The 20585-nt window shown below is 41.6% G+C and carries 20 protein-coding genes and 1 pseudogene; 19 read left to right on the forward strand and 2 right to left on the reverse strand.

What is annotated here, in order from left to right; genetic code table 11:
- Positions 1 to 154: 154 nt before the first annotated feature.
- Positions 155 to 325: pseudogene (locus tag L3V42_RS16270) on the reverse strand (glutaredoxin family protein); the annotation flags it as partial.
- A gap of 153 nt (positions 326 to 478) precedes the next feature.
- On the opposite strand from L3V42_RS16270, the gene L3V42_RS16275 reads away from it, so the two are divergent.
- Together L3V42_RS16275 and L3V42_RS18370 are read left to right on the forward strand one after the other, a co-directional pair.
- Positions 479 to 1642 carry an RNA-guided endonuclease InsQ/TnpB family protein gene (locus tag L3V42_RS16275; protein WP_238472474.1) on the forward strand — a complete coding sequence of 388 codons (1164 nt, stop codon included), beginning with the start codon at positions 479 to 481 and terminating at the stop codon, positions 1640 to 1642.
- Positions 1643 to 1899: 257 nt separating this feature from the next.
- Positions 1900 to 2025 (forward strand): hypothetical protein, encoded by a 126-nt coding sequence (locus tag L3V42_RS18370; RefSeq protein ID WP_255771100.1) that lies wholly within the window; start codon positions 1900 to 1902, stop codon positions 2023 to 2025.
- Here L3V42_RS18370 and L3V42_RS16280 read toward each other — a convergent pair.
- On the reverse strand, positions 2018 to 3712 hold the full coding sequence (locus L3V42_RS16280) for an FAD-dependent oxidoreductase (RefSeq protein WP_238472475.1): 1695 nt from the start codon (positions 3710 to 3712) through the stop codon (positions 2018 to 2020). The two genes, L3V42_RS18370 and L3V42_RS16280, sit on opposite strands and share 8 nt — an antisense overlap.
- A 217-nt stretch (positions 3713 to 3929) precedes the next feature.
- Between L3V42_RS16280 and L3V42_RS16285 the strand changes: the two genes are divergently transcribed.
- From L3V42_RS16285 to spoVT, 17 genes are all read left to right on the forward strand, one after another.
- The gene (locus L3V42_RS16285; RefSeq protein WP_235763592.1) at positions 3930 to 4190 is read left to right on the forward strand and encodes a metal-sensitive transcriptional regulator; all 261 of its coding nucleotides are present in this window, start codon (positions 3930 to 3932) and stop codon (positions 4188 to 4190) included.
- 24 nt (positions 4191 to 4214) lie between these two features.
- Positions 4215 to 4586: an Lrp/AsnC family transcriptional regulator gene (locus L3V42_RS16290; RefSeq protein ID WP_235763633.1), complete on the forward strand. Its 372-nt coding sequence runs from the start codon at positions 4215 to 4217 to the stop codon at positions 4584 to 4586.
- 163 nt (positions 4587 to 4749) lie between these two features.
- Positions 4750 to 6081 carry an alpha/beta hydrolase gene (locus tag L3V42_RS16295; RefSeq protein ID WP_235763591.1) on the forward strand — a complete coding sequence of 444 codons (1332 nt, stop codon included), beginning with the start codon at positions 4750 to 4752 and terminating at the stop codon, positions 6079 to 6081.
- A gap of 77 nt (positions 6082 to 6158) precedes the next feature.
- Entirely contained in the window at positions 6159 to 7073 is a 915-nt protein-coding gene (gene yabG, locus L3V42_RS16300) for a sporulation peptidase YabG (RefSeq protein WP_235763590.1), read from the forward strand.
- A 507-nt stretch (positions 7074 to 7580) separates the two neighbouring features.
- The gene (gene veg / locus L3V42_RS16305) at positions 7581 to 7823 is read left to right on the forward strand and encodes a biofilm formation stimulator Veg (protein WP_235763589.1); all 243 of its coding nucleotides are present in this window, start codon (positions 7581 to 7583) and stop codon (positions 7821 to 7823) included.
- Positions 7824 to 7977: 154 nt separating this feature from the next.
- Positions 7978 to 8157, forward strand: a complete 180-nt coding sequence (locus tag L3V42_RS16310; RefSeq protein WP_156857427.1) for a small, acid-soluble spore protein, alpha/beta type — start codon at positions 7978 to 7980, stop codon at positions 8155 to 8157.
- A gap of 108 nt (positions 8158 to 8265) precedes the next feature.
- Positions 8266 to 9120, forward strand: coding sequence for a 4-(cytidine 5'-diphospho)-2-C-methyl-D-erythritol kinase (ispE, locus tag L3V42_RS16315; protein ID WP_235763588.1), 855 nt, complete (start codon positions 8266 to 8268; stop codon positions 9118 to 9120).
- A 65-nt stretch (positions 9121 to 9185) separates the two neighbouring features.
- Positions 9186 to 9995, forward strand: coding sequence for a pur operon repressor (gene purR, locus L3V42_RS16320; protein WP_235763587.1), 810 nt, complete (start codon positions 9186 to 9188; stop codon positions 9993 to 9995).
- Positions 9996 to 10127: 132 nt separating this feature from the next.
- Positions 10128 to 10418, forward strand: coding sequence for a septation regulator SpoVG (spoVG, locus tag L3V42_RS16325; protein WP_156857424.1), 291 nt, complete (start codon positions 10128 to 10130; stop codon positions 10416 to 10418).
- A gap of 396 nt (positions 10419 to 10814) precedes the next feature.
- Positions 10815 to 11759, forward strand: coding sequence for a malate dehydrogenase (gene mdh / locus L3V42_RS16330; protein ID WP_238472476.1), 945 nt, complete (start codon positions 10815 to 10817; stop codon positions 11757 to 11759).
- A gap of 315 nt (positions 11760 to 12074) precedes the next feature.
- Positions 12075 to 13448 carry a bifunctional UDP-N-acetylglucosamine diphosphorylase/glucosamine-1-phosphate N-acetyltransferase GlmU gene (glmU, locus tag L3V42_RS16335; protein WP_238472477.1) on the forward strand — a complete coding sequence of 458 codons (1374 nt, stop codon included), beginning with the start codon at positions 12075 to 12077 and terminating at the stop codon, positions 13446 to 13448.
- 18 nt (positions 13449 to 13466) lie between these two features.
- Complete coding sequence (locus L3V42_RS16340; RefSeq protein WP_235763584.1) at positions 13467 to 14420, forward strand: ribose-phosphate diphosphokinase; 954 nt, start codon at positions 13467 to 13469, stop codon at positions 14418 to 14420.
- A 97-nt stretch (positions 14421 to 14517) separates the two neighbouring features.
- Positions 14518 to 15144 (forward strand): 50S ribosomal protein L25/general stress protein Ctc, encoded by a 627-nt coding sequence (locus L3V42_RS16345; RefSeq protein WP_235763583.1) that lies wholly within the window; start codon positions 14518 to 14520, stop codon positions 15142 to 15144.
- Between the two features lie 325 nt (positions 15145 to 15469).
- Complete coding sequence (pth, locus tag L3V42_RS16350) at positions 15470 to 16033, forward strand: aminoacyl-tRNA hydrolase (protein ID WP_238472478.1); 564 nt, start codon at positions 15470 to 15472, stop codon at positions 16031 to 16033.
- Between the two features lie 73 nt (positions 16034 to 16106).
- Positions 16107 to 16337, forward strand: a complete 231-nt coding sequence (gene fin / locus L3V42_RS16355; RefSeq protein WP_235763581.1) for an anti-sigma-F factor Fin — start codon at positions 16107 to 16109, stop codon at positions 16335 to 16337.
- A gap of 68 nt (positions 16338 to 16405) precedes the next feature.
- Complete coding sequence (mfd, locus tag L3V42_RS16360) at positions 16406 to 19930, forward strand: transcription-repair coupling factor (protein ID WP_238472479.1); 3525 nt, start codon at positions 16406 to 16408, stop codon at positions 19928 to 19930.
- Between the two features lie 113 nt (positions 19931 to 20043).
- Positions 20044 to 20580, forward strand: coding sequence for a stage V sporulation protein T (gene spoVT / locus L3V42_RS16365; protein WP_235763579.1), 537 nt, complete (start codon positions 20044 to 20046; stop codon positions 20578 to 20580).
- The last annotated feature ends 5 nt before the right edge of the window (positions 20581 to 20585 follow it).

Genomic DNA, 20585 nt, shown 5'->3' on the forward strand with positions numbered 1-20585 from the left:
ATATGGAATTTTATAATGAAGAACGATACCAAACGAAATTAAACAGCCTAACACCGTTAGAATATCGGTACCAGGCTGCGGCATAGATTTTTATTTTTTTACTGTCCACTTGACAGGGCGCAGTTCAATTTTGTCCCAGCCTTTTGTATAGTAATTAATCATTCAATGCCTGCATCATCTTCTCCGGATTAAAACCGGAAATCAATTTCCCATTTATCTTCGTTTGTGGCACAGACAGTCTTCTTGTTTTCGTGATTAGTTGAAGCATGGCGACCGGATTCATATCCACATTCACTTCCTTGTACGGAATTTCTAATGTATCGAGAAAGCTTTTAACTAATTAAAACGATTCATCTCCCTCCTCTTAGTATAGCGTAGGTGGGAGATGAATCGTTTATTTTGTCTGAAAGCATTGATAATGATTTTCCTTTCGGGTATAATAGAACATAAGTTCTGGTAGAAGGGAGTATCATGTATCATGTATCGTGGAAAGCGAGTTTCTTTTCATGCATCGAAGGAAACAATCAATCGCTTGTTTGCATGCAATCGTCTGTCCGCTGATGTGTGGAATGCTTGTTTAGAAGTTGCCAAAAACTATCATCTCCAAACAGGGAAGTGGATCAATCGAACCCACTTACAAAAAGCAATCAAGAAAACGGTCCCCCTTCACAGTCAAAGTATCCAAGCAGTGGCACATAAATACTTAGATGCCAGAGATAGCACTAAGGAAGCGAGAGAAAAGGGAATTTCTGCCGCGCGCTATCCCTACAAGAAAAAGCGCCATTACAATACGAAGTGGGTGGACAAAGCCTTCAAAATAGAAGGAAACAAAATCATCTTATCCATGGGGGCTAAACGTAAACCGATTGTTGTTTTCACCTCGGATTTACCATCTGGCGATATCAAAGAAATCGAGCTTTGTTATGACAACGGCTTATATATGTCCGTTTCTTTTGATGATGGCCAGCTTCCCGAGGAGCGGGCAGGAACCCAGGAGGCGGGTGTCGATATGGGAGAAATCCACTCCTTCGCTTCGATCACGGAACATGGGGAAGGTGTCATTCTGTCTGGCCGGAAGCTGCGAAGTATTCACCGTTTCCGCAATCAAAAGCTAAAAGAACTGCAAATCAAAATGAGTAAATGTAAAAAAGGCTCGAACCAATGGAAAAAATACCAGCGTGCTAAAAAGTACATCCTCTCAAAAAGCGATAAACAATTACGCGATGCGAGCCACAAAATCACGAAAAATTTCGTGGAGTGGGCTGTGGAAGAATCGGTCCACACGTTACATGTTGGTGATGCACGGAATGTCAGCAAACATACGAAAAAGAGAAAACGACTGCACAGAACCAATCGACAAAAAATGTCGAATTGGAATGTAGGACAGCTCCTGGGTTACCTCGTCTACAAGGCGGAGGCAAAAGGTATCCAGATCGAATTAGTAGATGAATCCTACACGACACAAACATGCCCTGTTTGTGAAAAGAAACGAAAACCATCCGGTAGAAACTATCATTGCCCTTGTGGTTACAAGGCGCATCGTGATTTGCATGGTGCGGCAAACATCTTAACGAAATCCAAATACAAAAAGATGCTGCCGGTACCAGTGAGCACCGAGATAACGTATCTACGAGTTGCATAAAGCAATGAGTAGTAAATGGCGTGTTCCCGCCCACATGTATTGATGTGTTGCTTATTATGAGATCAAGAACACCCACCACCATCAGGTGGAGCATCTCCTAACCAATGCGCAAGGGAACTCTTTTTCTTTAAGATAAGAAACCCCCACCTCAAAAGATGTTCATCTTTAAGTGGAGGGAGGCTCATCCATGCCGCATACTGGACATAGTGCTGATGTATATACGATTGTCGTCTGATTCACGATGAATACCCCATTGAATGAATTTCATAATTACCAAAGTCGGCTTTTCCATCGCCATATATAGTTGGGAACGAACCAACTCAACTACATATGGTGATGGTGAAGTATTAAATACGTATTATGAAATTCATTTCATTAGTTAAAGTTATATGCTGTTACAATTTTTTCTCTTCCAGTAACGAGATCATTAAAATATTCATAGAGATTAATACCTAAATAGGAACCGGAAATGTTGTATATGTTTGTATAGCCGAGGTTATTTAAAGCGATGACCATATTATAGCTTCGTTGACCAGAACGGCAGTGGACATACACGGGTTCGTTTGTAGGGATTTCATCTAATCGGTTCCTGAACTCACTTAATGGAATATTGACTGCATGCTTCAGGTGACCTGATTCAAATTCGCCTTTTTCCCTAGCATCGATTATAAAGGCATTGTTCTCAACTAATCCGCGGACTTCGGAAACCTTTACCTCTTGGTAGCGTCCCTCCAGCTGATTAAGGGCTACGAGTGCTGCATGGTTTACAACATCTTTAGCTGTTCCTAACATTGGAGAGTATGATAGTTCGAGGTCTTTTAAGTCTTCCAATGTTCCATTCATTGTGAGCATCGTTGCAATGATATCAATCCGTTTATCGACATTTCCTTTTCCGATTGCTTGGGCGCCGAGAATTCTTCCTGTCGGGTATTCGTAGACTAATTTAAAATGCATCGGATTACTGTCCGGCATCAAGCCCACTTTATCTGCAGGCATGACATAAACCGAATCGTGAGATATACCAGCTTGCTCAGCGGTTGTCACATTCAGTCCAGTTGAAGCTGCATTCAAATCAAAAAGCTTGATGGATGACGAACCGATCACACCCTGATTCCTGTTCGAAATGCCATACATATGATCAGCTGCCGCCCTCGCTTGCTTTTGGGCAGGACCTGCGAGTGCAAGTCTTGTCGGTTTGTGTAAGAGGCGATGATGCACTTCGATTGCATCTCCGACAGCATAAATATCTTTATCGTTTGTTAAATAGTTATGATCGACTTTAATTGCTCCAGTCCCACCAATTTCAAGTCCGGATTCTTCTGCTAGAGTTGTTTCCGGCCTCACACCGATAGCCAAGACGACCGCGTCTGCTTTTATCCTTTTTTCTGAACTTGTTTCGATATAACCGTCTTCAATTTTTGTCAATCCATCATCTAAAATGAGCTCAATTCCGTTATCCACCATTTCTTTATGAAGGATTTGTGCCATATCGTAATCGTACGGTGCCATGACTTGGTTGGCAAATTCAACTAACGATACATTGTGACCAGCTAGTTTGAGATTCTCAGCAACTTCCACGCCAATGAAGCCACCGCCAACAACTGCGATATCTTTCAAGTCCTTTTGCTTAATGAAATTACTCACATTCTCAATATCGACGACGTTACGGATTGTAAACACATTGTCATTATCGATACCTTCCAAGTTTGGCTTAATCGGTTTTGCTCCAGACGACAATACTAATTTATCGTATGTTTCTTCATATGTTTCATCAGCTATTAAATCTTTTACGGTGATTGTTTTTTGATCCCGATTAATTGTAATAACTTCTTGATTGACCTTTGCTTGAATATTGTAGCGTTGTTTAAATATATCTGGATTGATTAGAACAAGCTGCTCGCTATTTTCAACAATCCCACTCAAATGATAGGGTAAGGAACAATTGGAAAAGGATACATGAGGCCCTTTTTCAAACATGATAATTTCTGCATTCTCATCCAATCTTCTCACTCTGGCGGCCACGGAGGCACCACCAGCAACTCCGCCAATGATTACTATTTTTTTTTCCATAAGCACACTCCTATTTTATTTTTCCTTGGATTACCTAACGGGGTATATGTTGCACCTTGTAATACATAATACATCTGACTTCTCGTTAATATCATATACCCCTAAGGGTAATTTGTCAACACTTACGAAGGTGAGTAGCCATGCGGTTATGTTGACAAAATACGGGTTAGGGTATAATATAATGTTGCTTACCATATGTAAAAGAAGGAGAATAACGATGGAATATAATGATCAAATGAAAAATAGAGTAAAGCGCATGGAAGGACAACTCCGCGGCGTTTTAAGAATGATGGAAGAGAGTAAAGATTGTAAGGATGTTGTTACACAATTATCAGCTGTTCGGTCAGCGGTCGATCGAACACTAGGTGTAATTGTAAGCACGAATTTAGTTGAATGTGTCCGTGCGGCAGAAGCAGACGGCACGGATGAAGGAGAATTAATAAAAGAAGCTGTCAACCTACTTGTTAAAAGCAGATAAAAAACAAGAGGTTGATTTTTTTTGATTAACTGTCTATTCCGGGTATTTACCGACAATGTATTAAGACAGGGGGCAGTACATGAAGCGGCGACAGCGCGAGTATTAAAATTAGAAGATGCTGGAGTGATTGAAGGATACACCATCAAAGTGGACCAAGCGAAATTAGGATATGAAGTCCATGCCTTTATTACAGTTTTCGCCCATCATATGAATCATCAGCCTTTCCATACTTTCATCAAAAAACAAGAATCATATGTGCAAAACAATTATAAAATAAGTGGTGAAGGGTGTTATCTTTTAGAATGTAAATTTCCATCCAATGACTTGTTGGACAGTTTCTTAAAAGAACTGAACAAGTATGTAAACTATAAATTGTCGATCGTGATTAGCAAATAGAAGGAATTACGTTAATGTGATAATGGAAAGGTTTTTAATGATAAAATGAGTGGAAGTATTAATGATAGGTGAGAAAAATTCTTATTGGGTGATGTAAATGGTGCTAGGAGAGAAGAAGGAACGCTTATACAGGGCTTTATGGAGGGCATCAGGTGGATTGCTGATGCTTCACGTATGGCTTGAAGGGTATTATGTAGATGCAGTCCGGTCCATAGGTGTAATTATTTTATGTTTGCTTATTTGTTTTATTGTCTTTAGTTTTGTTATTAAAAACAATACAGAAAGGATCCGCGGCACGGCTCTTATTCTCGGTGTGCTTGCTATTTCATTTGAGGTAGCTTGGCTTGCCATGAATTGGTATCCCGCTTTTGTAATTGCCCAAATACTTGTAATTGGGCTTGGGCTCTATTGCCTTATTATCGGCAAAAGTCGATTGGGAAGAGCTAAGAACAAAAGTGGTCGATTGAATGGATGGAAAATTACAGGACAGATACTTAAATCGGCGGGTATTGTTATGTCGTGTTTGATTTCGTTCATTGTGATTGTAAACTTTATAACACCCGCTCCATTGATGAGTATCACACAATCGCAATTAGGATATGGCAATCGTGATTATGCACCTGCTATGGAACAGACAATCCTCGAGCACGGTCATTTAAAGGTAAATGATATTAAATATGGCGAGGAATACCCAAATAGTTATTTGGATGTGTACATTGTGAACAATGATCTGGATACGGAAAGACCAACGTATTTCTTCGTTCATGGCGGTGGCTGGACAATAGGTGATAAGAAGCTTGAGGACAATGCCTATTATGAGCAGATGCTTGGAGCAGGATATAATGTTGTTTCCATCAATTATGCCCTATCCCCTGAATATACTTATCCTGTGCCGTTAGAACAACTGTCTCAAGCCGTCGAATTTATGCAAGAACATGGGAATGAATTCGGAATAGATATGTCAGAAGTTATCTTTGCGGGCAGTAGTGCAGGAGGGCAAATTGTCGGACAGTTTTTGAACGTGCAAACGAATGAGGCATATGCGGAGAAAATTGGCATTGCTCCGGTAATTCATCGAGATGCTATTAGGGCTGCTGTATTAGACTCCGCGGCGCTTGATATAAGGAGGATGGGGAAAACAAAATCCCCAGTCGCTTCTTCTAATTGGACTTTCTATCAATTCAGCAGAAATTATTTTAAAAAAGAACATTTAATTAATGGTACGGATAAAAATGCTGAAGAAGCGAATGTCATTGTCCATGCAACAGAAAGTTTTCCACCTGTTTTCCTGGCAGATGGAAATACTGGAACATTTCCGGATCAAGCGAAAGATTTTGCCGCAAAGCTAAATGATCTGGGGGTAAAGCATGAGCTGTATCTGATTGATAAAAATAAAGCAAGACTGGGACATGTTTTTATGGATACTCCTTCCAAATATACAATTGATTATACGAAGAAAAAGATAGCCTTTTTAACGAATGTATTAAAGCAGTGAAGCCATTGATTTACAAGCACAGATTGTAGACACCTCTCATAGCCTATAAAAGGAATGCTGGGCTGGGAGGTGGATATATGGATATAAAGATTGGTGATATCGTGACACGGAAATCCTATAACCACGATGTAGTTTTTCGTGTGTCCGAATTAGAAAAGCAACTGGTGCTGCTAAGCGGGACAGAAATGCGACTGCAGGCCGATGCACCGCCGGACGATCTAACGAAAGTGAATCGGAAAGATTTGGAAAGCAGGCAAAAGACCTCGAAGGAAAAAGAAGAATTTTCTTATCGTTTATTCCGCCAGGATTATCAGTTGATGCGAGAGAAGAAGGCCCATCAGATAAGCGGTGGTTATGAGCGGAACTTTTCATATTTCCAGCTTCCTGCCAAGGTTTTGCATTTGGATGGCGACCCGATTTATTTACGGAAATGCATCAGTTTGTATCAGCGGATGGGTCTGCATGTGCATGGTGTTCATTTACTTGAAAAAGATATGCCTCAGGCAGTTGGCCCGTTAATTGAACGGATTCAGCCGAATCTGATTATTGTAACCGGTCATGACTCCTATTCGAAAAATAAAGGCGAGAAGAAAGATTTACGTGCTTACCGGAATTCTAAGTATTTTGCAGAAACGGTACGGGAAGCAAGGAGAGTGAATCCTCATCTTGATCAGCTCGTTATCTTTGCAGGTGCGTGTCAATCCCACTTTGAGTCGATTATCAGGGCTGGTGCAAATTTTGCCAGCTCGCCGTATCGAATTAACATTCACGCATTAGACCCCGTTTATATTGCGGCAAAGATTGCTTATACCTCTTTTATGGAGAGTGTCAATGTTTCAGATGTTCTTCGCAATACATTGACCGGAGAAAAAGGCATGGGTGGCATTGAAACCCGCGGTCTCCTCCGAACCGGAATGCCGTACCTCGATGGCACAGAGGAAGAAGAACCTGCTGATCCAAATACCCCAACAAACAATATCATCGAATTTTAATACCAAAAGATGTATCGAGCCTGTCAGTGACCTATTATGCTAAGGCAAAGCGAGTCGGGTTGATGATAGGCTCTATCTGTGTCCTGTAACGGCGATACTGCGTGGAATGCATCACTGACAAGCTATGTCAGTAGCGAAGTGCATGAAAAAGGCCACGGATAAGCTTCCCCAAGTACCAATCGTAATGAGAAAATAAAGGAAATGGAACTGATGCGAGCTGTCAGTGCTCAGGTAAGTTAAAATCAATTACTTCAGGGGTACAGACTTTTTAACCGTGTTCTAGGTCAGGGTATTTACCTGTTTTTTTTACCGGGTTGGCTAGCTATAAAGCGTTATACGGCAAATTTTCATGTAAACCGTACATAAAAAGTTAATAATTACTAATAATACGTAATAAGACCTAAGTTTTATTGTTGACAGGTAAAATACAATCCTGTTATAATATTTAGCTTTATTTGACTAATGAACGAGCCTGTGCTATAATAGGATGCAGTGAGGTGGAGTGTATTGGCTAAAACATTGAACGAAATTAAGCAAGGTCTTGACTGCCAAATAGGTAGACGTTTGCGTTTGAAAGCAAACGGTGGCAGAAGAAAAACGATTGTAAGATCCGGGGTATTAGCAGAAACTTATCCTTCTGTATTTATCGTGGAACTTGATCAAGACGAAAATGCATTCGAACGTGTGTCATACAGCTACGCAGACATTTTAACAGAAACAGTCGAACTAAGTTTTTTAGAACAAAAATAAAGGACGTGCATAAAGCGGTGGAGCGGTAACATTCCACTGCTTTATTTTTTTACGGATTTTCCCACTATTCCCGTAAGCTTCCACGGTTCATTATCCAAAGAACGGTCAAACTATACATGTCGTAACGAGACTAACGAAAAGGAGCTGTTTTTTCATGGGAAGGCGTCGAGGAATCATGTCAGACCAACTGAAAGAAGAAATTGCTAAAGAGTTAGGGTTTTACGACACAGTCCAGCAAGAAGGCTGGGGTGGCATTAAAGCACGAGACGCTGGAAATATGGTGAAACGTGCGATCGAGATGGCAGAGGAGAACCTCGAGAAAGGCAAGCGCTAGTCGCTTGCCTTTTTCTTATGTATTCGCTTTCGCTATTGAAGGTCGCACCTCTTTTTGGATTATGATACAATTTGTTTAACTTTTCGTTTTTGAAGCAGGTGAAGGAGCATGATGATCATAGAGAAGGCACCAGCAAAAATAAATCTGTCGCTTGATGTTATACGTAAACGGGAAACCGATGAATATCATGATGTGGAAATGATCATGACGACCGTTGATCTGGCCGACCGGCTGGAATTCACTTCTCTTGAAGAAGACCGAATTACGATTTCTATGGAAAGCCGTTATGTCCCGAATGATGAACGGAATTTAGCATTTCGGGCGGCGAAGCTTTTTAAGGAAGCATTCGGTATAACAAAAGGTGTCCATATTGCGATTGATAAACATATTCCTGTCTCGGCTGGTCTCGGTGGCGGTAGTACCGACGCAGCAGCTGTGATTCGAGGACTCAATCGTTTATGGTCCCTCGGTCTGGAACTAGCGGAATTAGCTCCGATAGCAGCTAAATGCGGGTCTGATGCGACATTTAGCCTGTACGGAGAGACAGCAATTGCGCGGGGGTTCGGTGAAATTGTGGAAAAGCTTCCCTCTCCGCCACCTTGTTGGGTTATTTTGGCAAAACCGGATATCGGTGTATCGACCCGAACCGTTTTCCAGCATGTGAAGGTGGAGGAGCTGACACATCCAGATAATGAAGCGCTTATACAAGCACTTTATGCAAGAAACTTTTCCGAGATTTGCAATCATATTGGCAATTCTTTAGAAGCGGTTACAGTCTCACTCCACCCCGAAGTAAAACAAATTAAAGATACAATGAAAAATTTGGGAGCACCAGGTGTTTTGATGAGTGGGACAGGCCCGACTGTTTACGGGTTAGTCGAACAACAACAAAAGGCGAAGAAAATTTATAACGGAATGCGTGGCTTTTGTAATGAAGTGTATCTCGTTCGTCTCCTCGGGTGAACATTGCCAAAACACGTATGAAAATGGTATATTTAGATAAAATATACGGGTTTTGAGGTGTCATTATGAAAAGAAGTAACCGTCTAATCGTGTTAACTCAGTTTTTTCTGGAAAATCCCCATACACATACACAATTACCTTACTTTGTGGAATTATGCGGTACGACGAAATCTTCCATTAGTGAGGATCTTGATATTATACATGCTGTGTTTGAGCAGCAAGGGCTCGGAATGCTTTATCGGACGACAGGAGCTGGAGGTGGCGTCCGTTATATTCCAAAAAATACGGAAGAGCATGACGAATCTTTCATTTTGGAATTATGCGAGGAACTGAAAGATCCAGAACGAATTCTGCCAGGCGGCTATTTATATATGAGCGATCTATTAGGTGACCCGAAAACCGTTCGGGAAATTGGCCGGATCTTTGCTTCCAGATTTTCTGAGATAGAATTGGATGCAATTGTTACGGTAGCAACGAAGGGAATTCCGCTTGCCTATGCGGTTGCATCCTTTCTCCAAGTGCCGGTCGTGATTGCAAGAAGGGACCCGAAAGTGACGGAAGGTTCCTCGGTCAGCATCAATTACGTCTCTGGTTCATCCCGGAGAATTCAAACGATGGTCCTTCCAAAGCGGAGTCTGAAAGAAGGATCAAATGTATGTATCATTGATGACTTCATGAAAGCGGGCGGAACGATAACCGGAATCACGAATCTGCTTGCCGAGTTTGATGCGGAAGTGAAAGCGATTGGAGTATTTGCAGAAGCAGATGATGAAGATGAAGAAAGAAAAGTAACGAACTATACATCACTTATCAAAATTTCCGAAGTAGATACAAAGGAAAATCAAATGGAAATTGTGCCTGGTAATTTCACCTAATCTTGAATAGCCTTTTCCCTTTTTTAAATTTTTAGTAAGAAAATTAATTTTTTTATGAATTAAAGCAGGAGTTTTAAGAGTTTTGTTGAACTATACATGTAGAGTTCAAATGGGAAAAGGTGGTGAAACATCGTGGAAGTTACTGACGTAAGATTGCGCCGCGTAAATACAGAGGGCAGAATGCGAGCGATTGCATCAATTACTTTGGACCAGGAATTCGTTGTCCATGATATTCGTGTGATTGACGGAAACAATGGACTATTCGTAGCAATGCCGTCTAAGCGCACGCCGGATGGAGAATTTAGAGATATTGCCCATCCTATTAATTCCAATACGAGAAATAAGATTCAAGAGGCAGTGCTGGAAGCTTATCGGCTATCGGGAGAAAATGAGGTCGAATTTGAAGAAGCAGGTGCTTCCTAAGATGATCAATGATAAACAGGGGGGACTAATCTTACATAGGTTAGCCTCTTTTTTTGTTTTACTTTCCCAATACCCACCTTTCACAGTCTTAAATAGCTAACTATTCCAATAACTCTCCTTCAAAAGTCACACACTTCCATTCATCGTATGTGTTTTGCTCGTTCTCATGAATGGCTCTCTAGTTGCCGTTTAGTTGCCCGGTGGATGGATGCTTTCCGCGGGCATACCAGCCGCTCAGCAGGTGCGAGAGGTGTCTGGACTGCGGATCTTCAGTAGAAAGTTGCAAACACTTACGTTGAATTTCATATTTCGATGAGTGAAAGTTGAGTGATTGGGAACTTTCAGATTGTTATTTGAAATAGAATCATGTTTAAATAGTGGTGTAGAGGTGATGAAATGACGAATTTTAAACGGAGAAAGTTCGCGGTGATTGGAGCTGGATTCACTGGAACGACGACAGCGTTTTTATTAGCGCAAAAAGAATTGGGAGATGTTGTATTAGTCGATATACCTGATGCTGAAAATCCGACGAAAGGAAAAGCATTGGATATGCAGGAAGCTGGCCCGGTGGAAAAATTTAACAGCTCAGTCGTTGGAACGTCAGATTATGCCGATATTGCCGATGCAGACATGGTTATTGTTACAGCAGGAATCGCAAGAAAGCCAGGAATGAGCAGGGATGATCTTGTATCAATCAATGCGAAGATTATAAGGGACGTAGCAAAGCAAGTCGTAACCTATGCAAAAGACAGTTATGTTCTCGTGTTAAGTAACCCGGTGGATGCGATGACCTATACGATATTCCGGGAAACTGGTTTTCCAAAGCATCGTGTGATTGGTCAATCGGGTGTGCTTGATACAGCACGGTTTAATACGTTTGTAGCACAAGAATTGAATGTGTCGGTGGAAGATGTAACTGGATTTGTACTTGGTGGTCATGGTGATAGTATGGTTCCACTTATCCGTTATTCAAATGTAGGGGGCATTCCAATTGAACATTTACTTCCCGAAGACAGAATCAAAGCTATTGTAGAACGGACACGAAAAGGCGGCGGAGAAATTGTCAATCTGCTTGGTAATGGAAGCGCTTATTATGCTCCGGCAGCCTCCCTTGTAGAAATGGCCGATGCGATTGTAAATGATAAAAAACGCGTTCTACCGAGTATTGCTTACTTGGAGGGGGAATATGGTTATCAAGACATCTATCTTGGCGTTCCTACCGTTTTAGGTGGTGGGGGAATCGAACGTGTGATTGAACTGCCACTTACAACTGACGAGAAAAAGCAACTCGATCAATCGGCAGAAGATGTAAAAAAGGTTATCGATTCGTTGCCGCTTTAGTAAATGAGCACTTATTTTATAAAAAAACTTATCAATTTAATGAATTTCATAATACGTATTTAATGCTTCACCATCACCATATATAGTTGAGTTGGTTCGTTCCCAACTACATATGATGGAAAAGCCGACTTTGGTAATTATGAAAATCATTCACTTATTGGATAACATAGGTTTGGGACATAACTCGTCCCAAACTCTTCCTTCTGGTTTACCTTTTCCAGCAATAAAAACATTCATATCCCCAACAATTCTTGAAATCCTCAAACGTTTGCGATATATTTTAAGGTGGACAAATAGAATAATGGAGGTTTCTTTATGACAAATCGCTATGCGGTAATTCTTGCTGCAGGACAAGGTACAAGAATGAAATCAAAGCTTTATAAGGTGCTGCACCCTGTGGTGGGAAAGCCGATGGTACAGCATGTCATTGATCAGTTAAATGCCGTTAATTTAGATAAAAATATTACAGTTGTTGGTTTTGGTGCAGAAAAAGTGCAAGAAGAGCTTGGAACACAAACAGAATATGTCGTGCAGAAAGAACAATTAGGAACAGCCCATGCCGTTCTCCAGGCGAAAGAGCTATTGCAAGATGCTAAAGGAACGACAATTGTTGCATGCGGAGATACCCCGCTTATTACAGGAGAAACGTTTCGTAAGCTAGTTGAGCATCACGAGGAGGTGGAAGCTAGCGCAACCATATTAACAGCCAACACTCCTGACCCTGCTGGATACGGGAGGGTTATTCGGAATGCGGATAAAGAAGTGGAGCGCATTATTGAACATAAAGATGCGAATGATGACGAATTACTCGTTAATGAAATAAATACTGGTACATACTGCTTTAATAATCAGGATTTATTTGAAGCTCTTGAGAAAGTTTCCAATGATAATGCTCAAGGTGAATATTATTTGCCGGACGTTATTGAAATTTTAAAAGCTGAAAAGAAATTAGTTACCGCTTATCTTACCCCAAACTTTGAGGAAACGCTTGGGGTAAACGACCGGGTAGCACTTGCTGAAGCGGAACGGATTATGAAGCAACGTATCAATGAATTGCATATGCAAAACGGCGTTACATTCATTGACCCGAACAATACGTATATCGAACCGGATGCTGTAATCGGTCAGGATGTGACAATTTATCCGGGTACGTTGATTACTGGGGAGACAACCATTGAAGCAGACGCTATAATTGGGCCGGATAGTGAACTGCATAACGCAACGATTGGACAAGGGACAGTAATCAAGCGAAGTGTTGTTCACGACAGTAAAATCGGTGAGGGTGTTGTGATTGGTCCATTTGCTCATGTGCGCCCAGAATCTGTCATCGGTAACCATACGAAGGTCGGTAACTTTGTCGAATTGAAGAAAACCTCTCTCGGCAATAATAGTAAAGTATCCCATTTAAGCTACATGGGTGATGCGAATATTGGAGAACATGTAAATATTGGCTGCGGTACGATTACAGTGAACTATGACGGGAAGAATAAACATCTTACGACAATTGAAGACCATGCATTTGTTGGCTGTAACTCCAATTTGATTGCGCCAGTTACAATCGGTGAAGGTTCTTATGTCGCTGCAGGTTCAACAATCAATAAAGACGTACCGAAAAATGCACTATCGATTGCAAGAGCAAGACAGACAAATAAAGAAGATTATGCAGAACGATTTAAAGGGAAAAAATAACAACGGAGGGTTCATTCCATGGCATCTAAATATGAGGATGGTTCGCTAAAACTATTTACACTCAATTCAAATCCCGCGCTGGCAGAGGAGATAGCAGAACATCTTGGCATTCCACTAGGGAAATGCACCGTATCAAAATTCAGTGACGGTGAAGTTCAAATCAACATCGAAGAAAGTATTCGTGGCAGTGATGTTTACGTTCTGCAGTCGACTTCAGCACCAGTTAATGATCATGTAATGGAATTACTCATTATGATCGATGCACTGAAACGTGCTTCAGCAAAGTCAATCAATATTGTGATGCCTTATTACGGCTATGCAAGACAGGACCGGAAAGCACGCGCCCGTGAACCGATTGCAGCTAAACTCGTTGCTGATATCTTGGAGACAGCTGGTACGACTCGCGTTATCACGCTCGATCTCCATGCACCACAGATTCAAGGATTCTTCAATGTACCAATTGACCATTTACAAGGTGTGCCAATTCTTTCTGACTACTTTGAGGAAAAGGACTTACAAGACATTATTGTTGTCTCCCCTGACCACGGTGGTGTAACAAGAGCGCGGAAACTAGCAGACCGTCTGAAAACACCACTCGGAATTATTGATAAGCGCAGACCGAAACCGAACGTTGCGGAAATCATGAATATCATCGGAAATGTAGAAGGTAAGACTGCGATTTTAATTGACGATATTATTGATACGGGTGGCACAATTACACTTGCAGCAGACGCTTTAATTGAAAATGGTGCGACAGAAGTGTATGCTTGTTGTACGCATCCTGTTTTATCAGGGCCAGCTATTGAGCGAATTGAAAACTCTGCGATTAAAGAGTTGGTTATTACAAACAGTATTCCACTCCCTGAAGAGAAGAAGTTGGATAAAATCACTGCTTTATCTGTTGCACCTTTAATTGGTGAGGCGATCATTCGTGTCCATGAAGAGCAATCTGTAAGTATTCTATTCGACTAATAGTTTCAATCATTACCCAAGAAGGTATATATTTATATTTATTAATATGAAAAGATTTGCTTGTTTTTAGCAGAAAAATATTTGGAGGATGATGAAGATGGCAATAAAGCTTAAAGCCTTAAAAAGAGATGATTTTAGTAACTCAGTAACAAAACAATTACGTGCAGACGGCCAAGTTCCTGCAGTTGTTTATGGAAAAGGTAAAGAATCAAAAACTGTTGCAGTAGATAGCATTGAACTACTCAAAACAGTTCGTGACGAAGGAAGAAACGCAATCATCACATTGGACATCGAAAATGACACTTCTGTTGATGTGATGCTTCACGAATATCAAGTCAATCCAATTAAAGACTCTTTAATTCACGTCGACTTTTATGTTGTCGATATGTCCGAGGAAATGGAAGTTTCTGTTCCAGTGCGTATCGAAGGAGAAGCAGCTGGTACAAAAGAAGGCGGCGTTATGCAGCAGCCACAGTACGAAGTGCTTGTTAACGCAAAACCTGCTAACTTCCCGGATGAAATCACAGTGGATGTATCCGAACTTCAAATTGGAGATGTGATCGCTGTTCAAGATCTGCCGACATCTGATAAGTATGAGTTCGTGGATGAGCCGGATGCGGTTATCGTTACAATCGTACCACCGACTGAAGAAGAACCTGAATCACAGCTTCCAGACGAAGGTGCAGAACCTGAACTTGTCGATGCAAAAGAAGACGAAGAATAATTTAAGCATTTCAATGATATATTAAAGAACAACCCTCCTATCAGGTGCATATTGGTTTCCTGTGGGAGGGCTTGTTAAGTGTTAAAGGCTGTTCAAAAAGTCCGGTAAAAATGACACATCGAAGGGAAGTTCTACTAAAACCGTCCACGGTCCTGTGGACAACGTAGAACTCACGACATCCTGTGGAAGCAACAGGACGTTGCTTATTTAGCCGACCTCGGTCCTTTTTATCCTCCTTTTTGAACAATGAAAACACAGGAGTCAGTTTTTGGAAAATTCTGTTTGCGTATAGGGAATAAAATTTTTACAAAAGGAAGAAGTAATCATGAAATTAATTGTCGGGTTAGGGAACCCTGGAAGAAAGTACAAGAAAACACGTCACAATATTGGGTTTATGGTCGTTGACGAGCTGCTTTCCCGCCATGGATTCGAATTAAATAAGAACAAGTTTAATGGCGATTATGCAATGGAGAACCTTGCTGGGGAAAAAGTGATTTTCTTGGAACCTCAGACCTTCATGAACTTGTCCGGTAATGCTGTTCGACCATTGATGGAGTACTTCGGTGTTGAGGCGGAAGATGTGCTCGTTATTTATGATGACCTCGATTTACCGACTGGAAAGATTCGTTTGCGGGCAAAAGGCGGACATGGCGGTCACAATGGAATGCGCTCTCTCATCGAACATCTTGGTACGAAAGAGTTTAACCGGATTCGTTTCGGAGTGGGGAGACCAACAAATGCAGTCGCTGTCGTTGATTATGTGCTTGCTGACTTTGCGAAGCAGGAGCAGGAAACGGTCAGGGAAAGTATTGCAAAAGCAGCAGATGCCTGTGAAGATTGGGCTGGGGGTAAGGCGTTCATTGATGTTATGAATGATTATAACCAGTAAGTGCAGGAGCTTGCGTATAATTGGGGCTGAATCGGATAAACTTTTATTATAGATATCCGAGGAGGCGATTAACGTGGCAATTATCTATCAATGCAGACATTGCACCCAAGAGATTGGCAGACTGGAGGAACAAGTTCTAGATGCCGCGCTTCTGGGAATTGATCGATTAACAGCAAAGGAAAAACAAGAAATGATGGAATATCAGGCAAATGGTGATATAAAAATTTATGCGATTTGTGATACGTGTGAGGCTGCCCTACAGGAGCATCCCCATTATCATGAACTCGATTACTTTATACAATAAGTTGAACGGGCTTTGGTACGGACCAAAGCGTTTTTGCATTTATTTTGATATAGGTAGAGTGGTATGAGATGAAAGAAATATATCAGTTTTTACAAGAAAAAGAAGATTTCCAGTCGATTATGAATGGATTATCGGGCGGCATGAAGGAGCAGCTCGTGGCAGGTCTTGCTGGACCTGCCAGGAGTATGCTCGTTTCTGCTATTAATGCGTCGTTAAAACGGCCGGTATTATTAGTGACCCATCAGCTGCTGCAGGCGGAGCAATTATATGACGACATAGCTGGACTCGTTGGGGAGGAGCGAGTACATCTATACCCGGTGAACGAACTGATCGCCTCAGAAATTGCGACAGCCAGCCCCGAATTAAGAAGTCAGCGTTTGGAAGCACTTACCGCATGGACCGAGGGGAAGGCAGATATTTTGATTGCTCCGATTGCGGGTCTGAAACGAATGCTGCCGGACCGTAATGAATGGTTGAAATACCAACTGTATTTCAAAGAAGGAGAAGAAATTGATATAGATGCTTATTTTTCTTTTCTAGTGGAGATGGGGTATGAACGGACACAGATGGTGACAACACCGGGAGAATTCAGTCAACGTGGTGGAATTATTGACATTTATCCCTTGACGGAAGAACATCCTGTCCGGATTGAACTATTTGATGTAGAAATCGATTCCATCCGCTTTTTTGATGCGGACACTCAACGATCCCTTGAACGTACGGAGGAGATTACAATTGGTCCTGCAACTGAGCTGCTTCTCACCCAAGAAGAGCTGCTTGCTGCTGCGGAACGGATTGAAAAGGCGCTTGCAGAAAGCTTAAAAAATAAAACATCGAAAGAAGCAAAGGAAGAGTTGCTGGAAACAGTCGAGTATGATATTAGTCGACTCAAGAACATGGAGCGCTTCCAGGAAATGTATAAGTATATTGGATTTTTCTATGAGAATCCTAAGAGTTTACTAGATTATCTTCCGAGCAATGGCCTGCTTATTTTAGAAGAGATGGGAAGAGTTCAAGAAACGGCTATGAATCTTGATACAGAAGAAGCGGAATGGTACAGCAGCTTACTTGAATCGAACCGCATGGTGAAGGATAGTCATTTTTCCTTTGACTGGCAGGCTGTAGTGGAGAAAATGAAGCATCAACGCATTTATATGTCTGTTTTTCTCCGTCATCTCCCAAATACACAACCGGAAAATATTATTAATCTCTCATCCCGTGCGATGCAAGAATTCCACGGTCAGATGCATTTGTTTAAAAGTGAACTCGAGCGCTGGGAAAAAGGCGACGTATCTGTCTTGATTCTAGCTCCAAGCGCGGAACGAGCCGGAAAAATACAATCCATCTTAGAAGATTATCAAATCGAAGCAGCTATTTCGAAACAATTACAGCTTCCGGTTACGAAACCAACGATTGTGGCGGGTAATTTATCAAGCGGTATTGAGCTTCCGATGCATAAGTTAGTCGTCATTACGGAAAGTGAACTCTTTAAAAAACGGACGAAACGGAAACCGAAGTCTCAAAAAATCTCTAACGCAGAGCGTATTAAGAGCTATCAAGAGTTAAATGTCGGGGACTTTGTTGTCCATGCGAATCATGGAGTAGGGAAATATTTAGGAATTGAAACATTAGAAATGAATGGCATGCATAATGACTACATGCTGATTCATTACTCTGGGGATGACAAGTTATTCGTCCCGATTGATCAGATCGATCTCGTACAGAAATTTGTCGGTTCGGAAGGAAAGGAACCGAAGCTTTATAAACTTGGCGGATCAGAGTGGACAAAGGTAAAACGCCGGGTCCAGTCTTCAGTTGAGGATATTGCAGATGATCTTATTAAACTTTATGCTGAACGGGAAGCGCGTATTGGATATGCCTTTTCCCCGGATACTGAAATGCAGCGGGAGTTTGAAGCGGCCTTCCCGTATCAAGAAACGGAGGATCAACTGCGCTGTATTGTGGAAATTAAGCAGGATATGGAGAGACAACAGCCAATGGATCGGCTGCTTTGCGGCGATGTTGGATACGGGAAGACAGAAGTGGCCATTCGGGCTGCATTCAAGGCGATTATGGACGGAAAGCAAGTCGCTTTCCTTGTCCCGACAACGATCCTAGCCCAACAGCATTACGAAACGGTCCGTGAACGGTTCCAGGATTACCCGATTAATATCGGATTATTAAGCCGTTTCCGCACAAGAAAACAACAAACAGAGACATTGAAAGCCTTGAAGAAAGGTACTGTTGACATTGTTGTAGGTACTCACCGGTTATTATCAAAAGACGTGGAGTATTTTGATTTAGGCTTATTGATTGTTGACGAAGAGCAGCGCTTTGGTGTGAAGCATAAGGAGAAGATTAAACAGATTAAAACGAATGTAGATGTCCTTACTCTAACAGCAACACCAATTCCGCGTACCCTTCATATGTCAATGCTCGGTGTGCGTGATTTATCTGTTATTGAAACACCGCCGGAAAATCGTTTCCCGATTCAGACGTATGTAATGGAATACAATCCAATTCTCATACGGGAAGCAATTGAACGGGAGATGGCTCGCGCGGGGCAAGTGTTTTTCCTTTATAACCGTGTCGAGAATATCGATAAGGTTGCCCGGGATGTCGGCATGCTCGTTGACGGTGCTCGTGTTGGGGTCGCCCATGGACAGATGAACGAGTCAGAGCTTGAAAATGTAATTATAAGCTTTCTTGAAGGTGAATTTGATGTGTTGGTGAGTACGACGATTATTGAAACGGGTGTTGATATTCCAAATGTGAACACACTTATTGTCAATGATGCGGACCGCATGGGATTAAGTCAGCTCTATCAGCTGAGAGGACGTGTCGGTCGTTCGAACCGAGTCGCTTATGCATATTTTACCTACCGAAAAGATAAAATCTTAACTGAAGTTGCTGAGAAGCGTTTACAGGCGATCAAGGAATTCACGGAGCTAGGCTCTGGATTTAAGATTGCGATGCGCGACTTATCGATTCGCGGTGCAGGAAATCTCCTCGGTTCCCAGCAGCATGGATTCATCGATTCCGTCGGGTATGATCTGTATTCGAAAATGTTGAAAGATGCAATCGATGCCCGTAAACAAGGGAAAGAAATCGAGGATATTACGCCATTTGATCCAGAGATATCCTTGAAGATTGATGCTTATATTCCGGAAGACTATATCCCGGATGGCAAGCAGAAGATTGATATTTATAAATTATTCCAGACGATCGATTCAGAAACGGATATTACGGACTTGCAGGATGAGCTCATTGATCGATTTGGTGACTATCCGGAAGAAGTGGAACATTTATTCACTGTCTCGAAACTTCGCTTGTATGGCCGCAAAGAAAGAGTTGAATTTATTACCGAGAAAAATAAAAAATTAGAATTGTTATTGGAAGAAGATCGGAGCCACATGGTCGATGGTGCGAAGCTCTTTGAACTCGCAAACCGCTTTGGTCGTAATGTCCAACTCGGAACAGAAAACACGAAACTTAAAATTGTCGTCACATGGAAGAGGGAAACCGAACATGAACGATATAAAGTGGCAGAAGAGTTGATTAAAAATTTGGCAGAAGTAAACCGCGAATCCTAAACTTTTCTCATCATGTATATTTATCCCAAGTTGCCTCATACTAAAACAACACTGGTGATATTTACAACTTCTTAAGAATTGTAATTTTTAGTTGAAAGTGAGGCAGGCATGGTATGAAAGCGACAGGAATTGTACGACGGATCGATGATTTAGGCAGGGTTGTTATTCCTAAAGAAATAAGGCGTACATTACGCATTCGAGAGGGAGACCCGCTAGAAATTTTCGTCGATCGGGATGGAGAAGTTATTTTAAAGAAATATTCGCCTATTAGCGAACTGGGACATTTCGCGCAGGAATATGCAGAGTCTCTATTTGATTCATTAAAAATACCAGTGTTAATTTGTGATCGTGATGACGTCATTGCGGTTGCCGGTGAATCGAAAAAGGACTATTTAAATAAAATGATTGGTTCAGATGTCACGAAAGCAATAGAAAATCGCTCCCAACTACTTAAAACCAATAAAGAAACGATGGAGCTGTTGGAAGGCAAGGAATTGGAACTTGATTCCTATTGCTTGAGTCCAATCATCGCTAATGGCGACCCGATTGGCTGTGTATTTCTATTCTCGCGAGAAGGGGATAAACTGACCGATGTAGAAGCGAAAGTAACCGAAACGGCGGCGGTATTTTTAGGAAAGCAAATGGAGTAACTTAA

It is taken from the genome of Oceanobacillus alkalisoli, from assembly GCF_022213125.1.
GTDB classification, from domain to species: domain Bacteria; phylum Bacillota; class Bacilli; order Bacillales; family Amphibacillaceae; genus Oceanobacillus; species Oceanobacillus alkalisoli.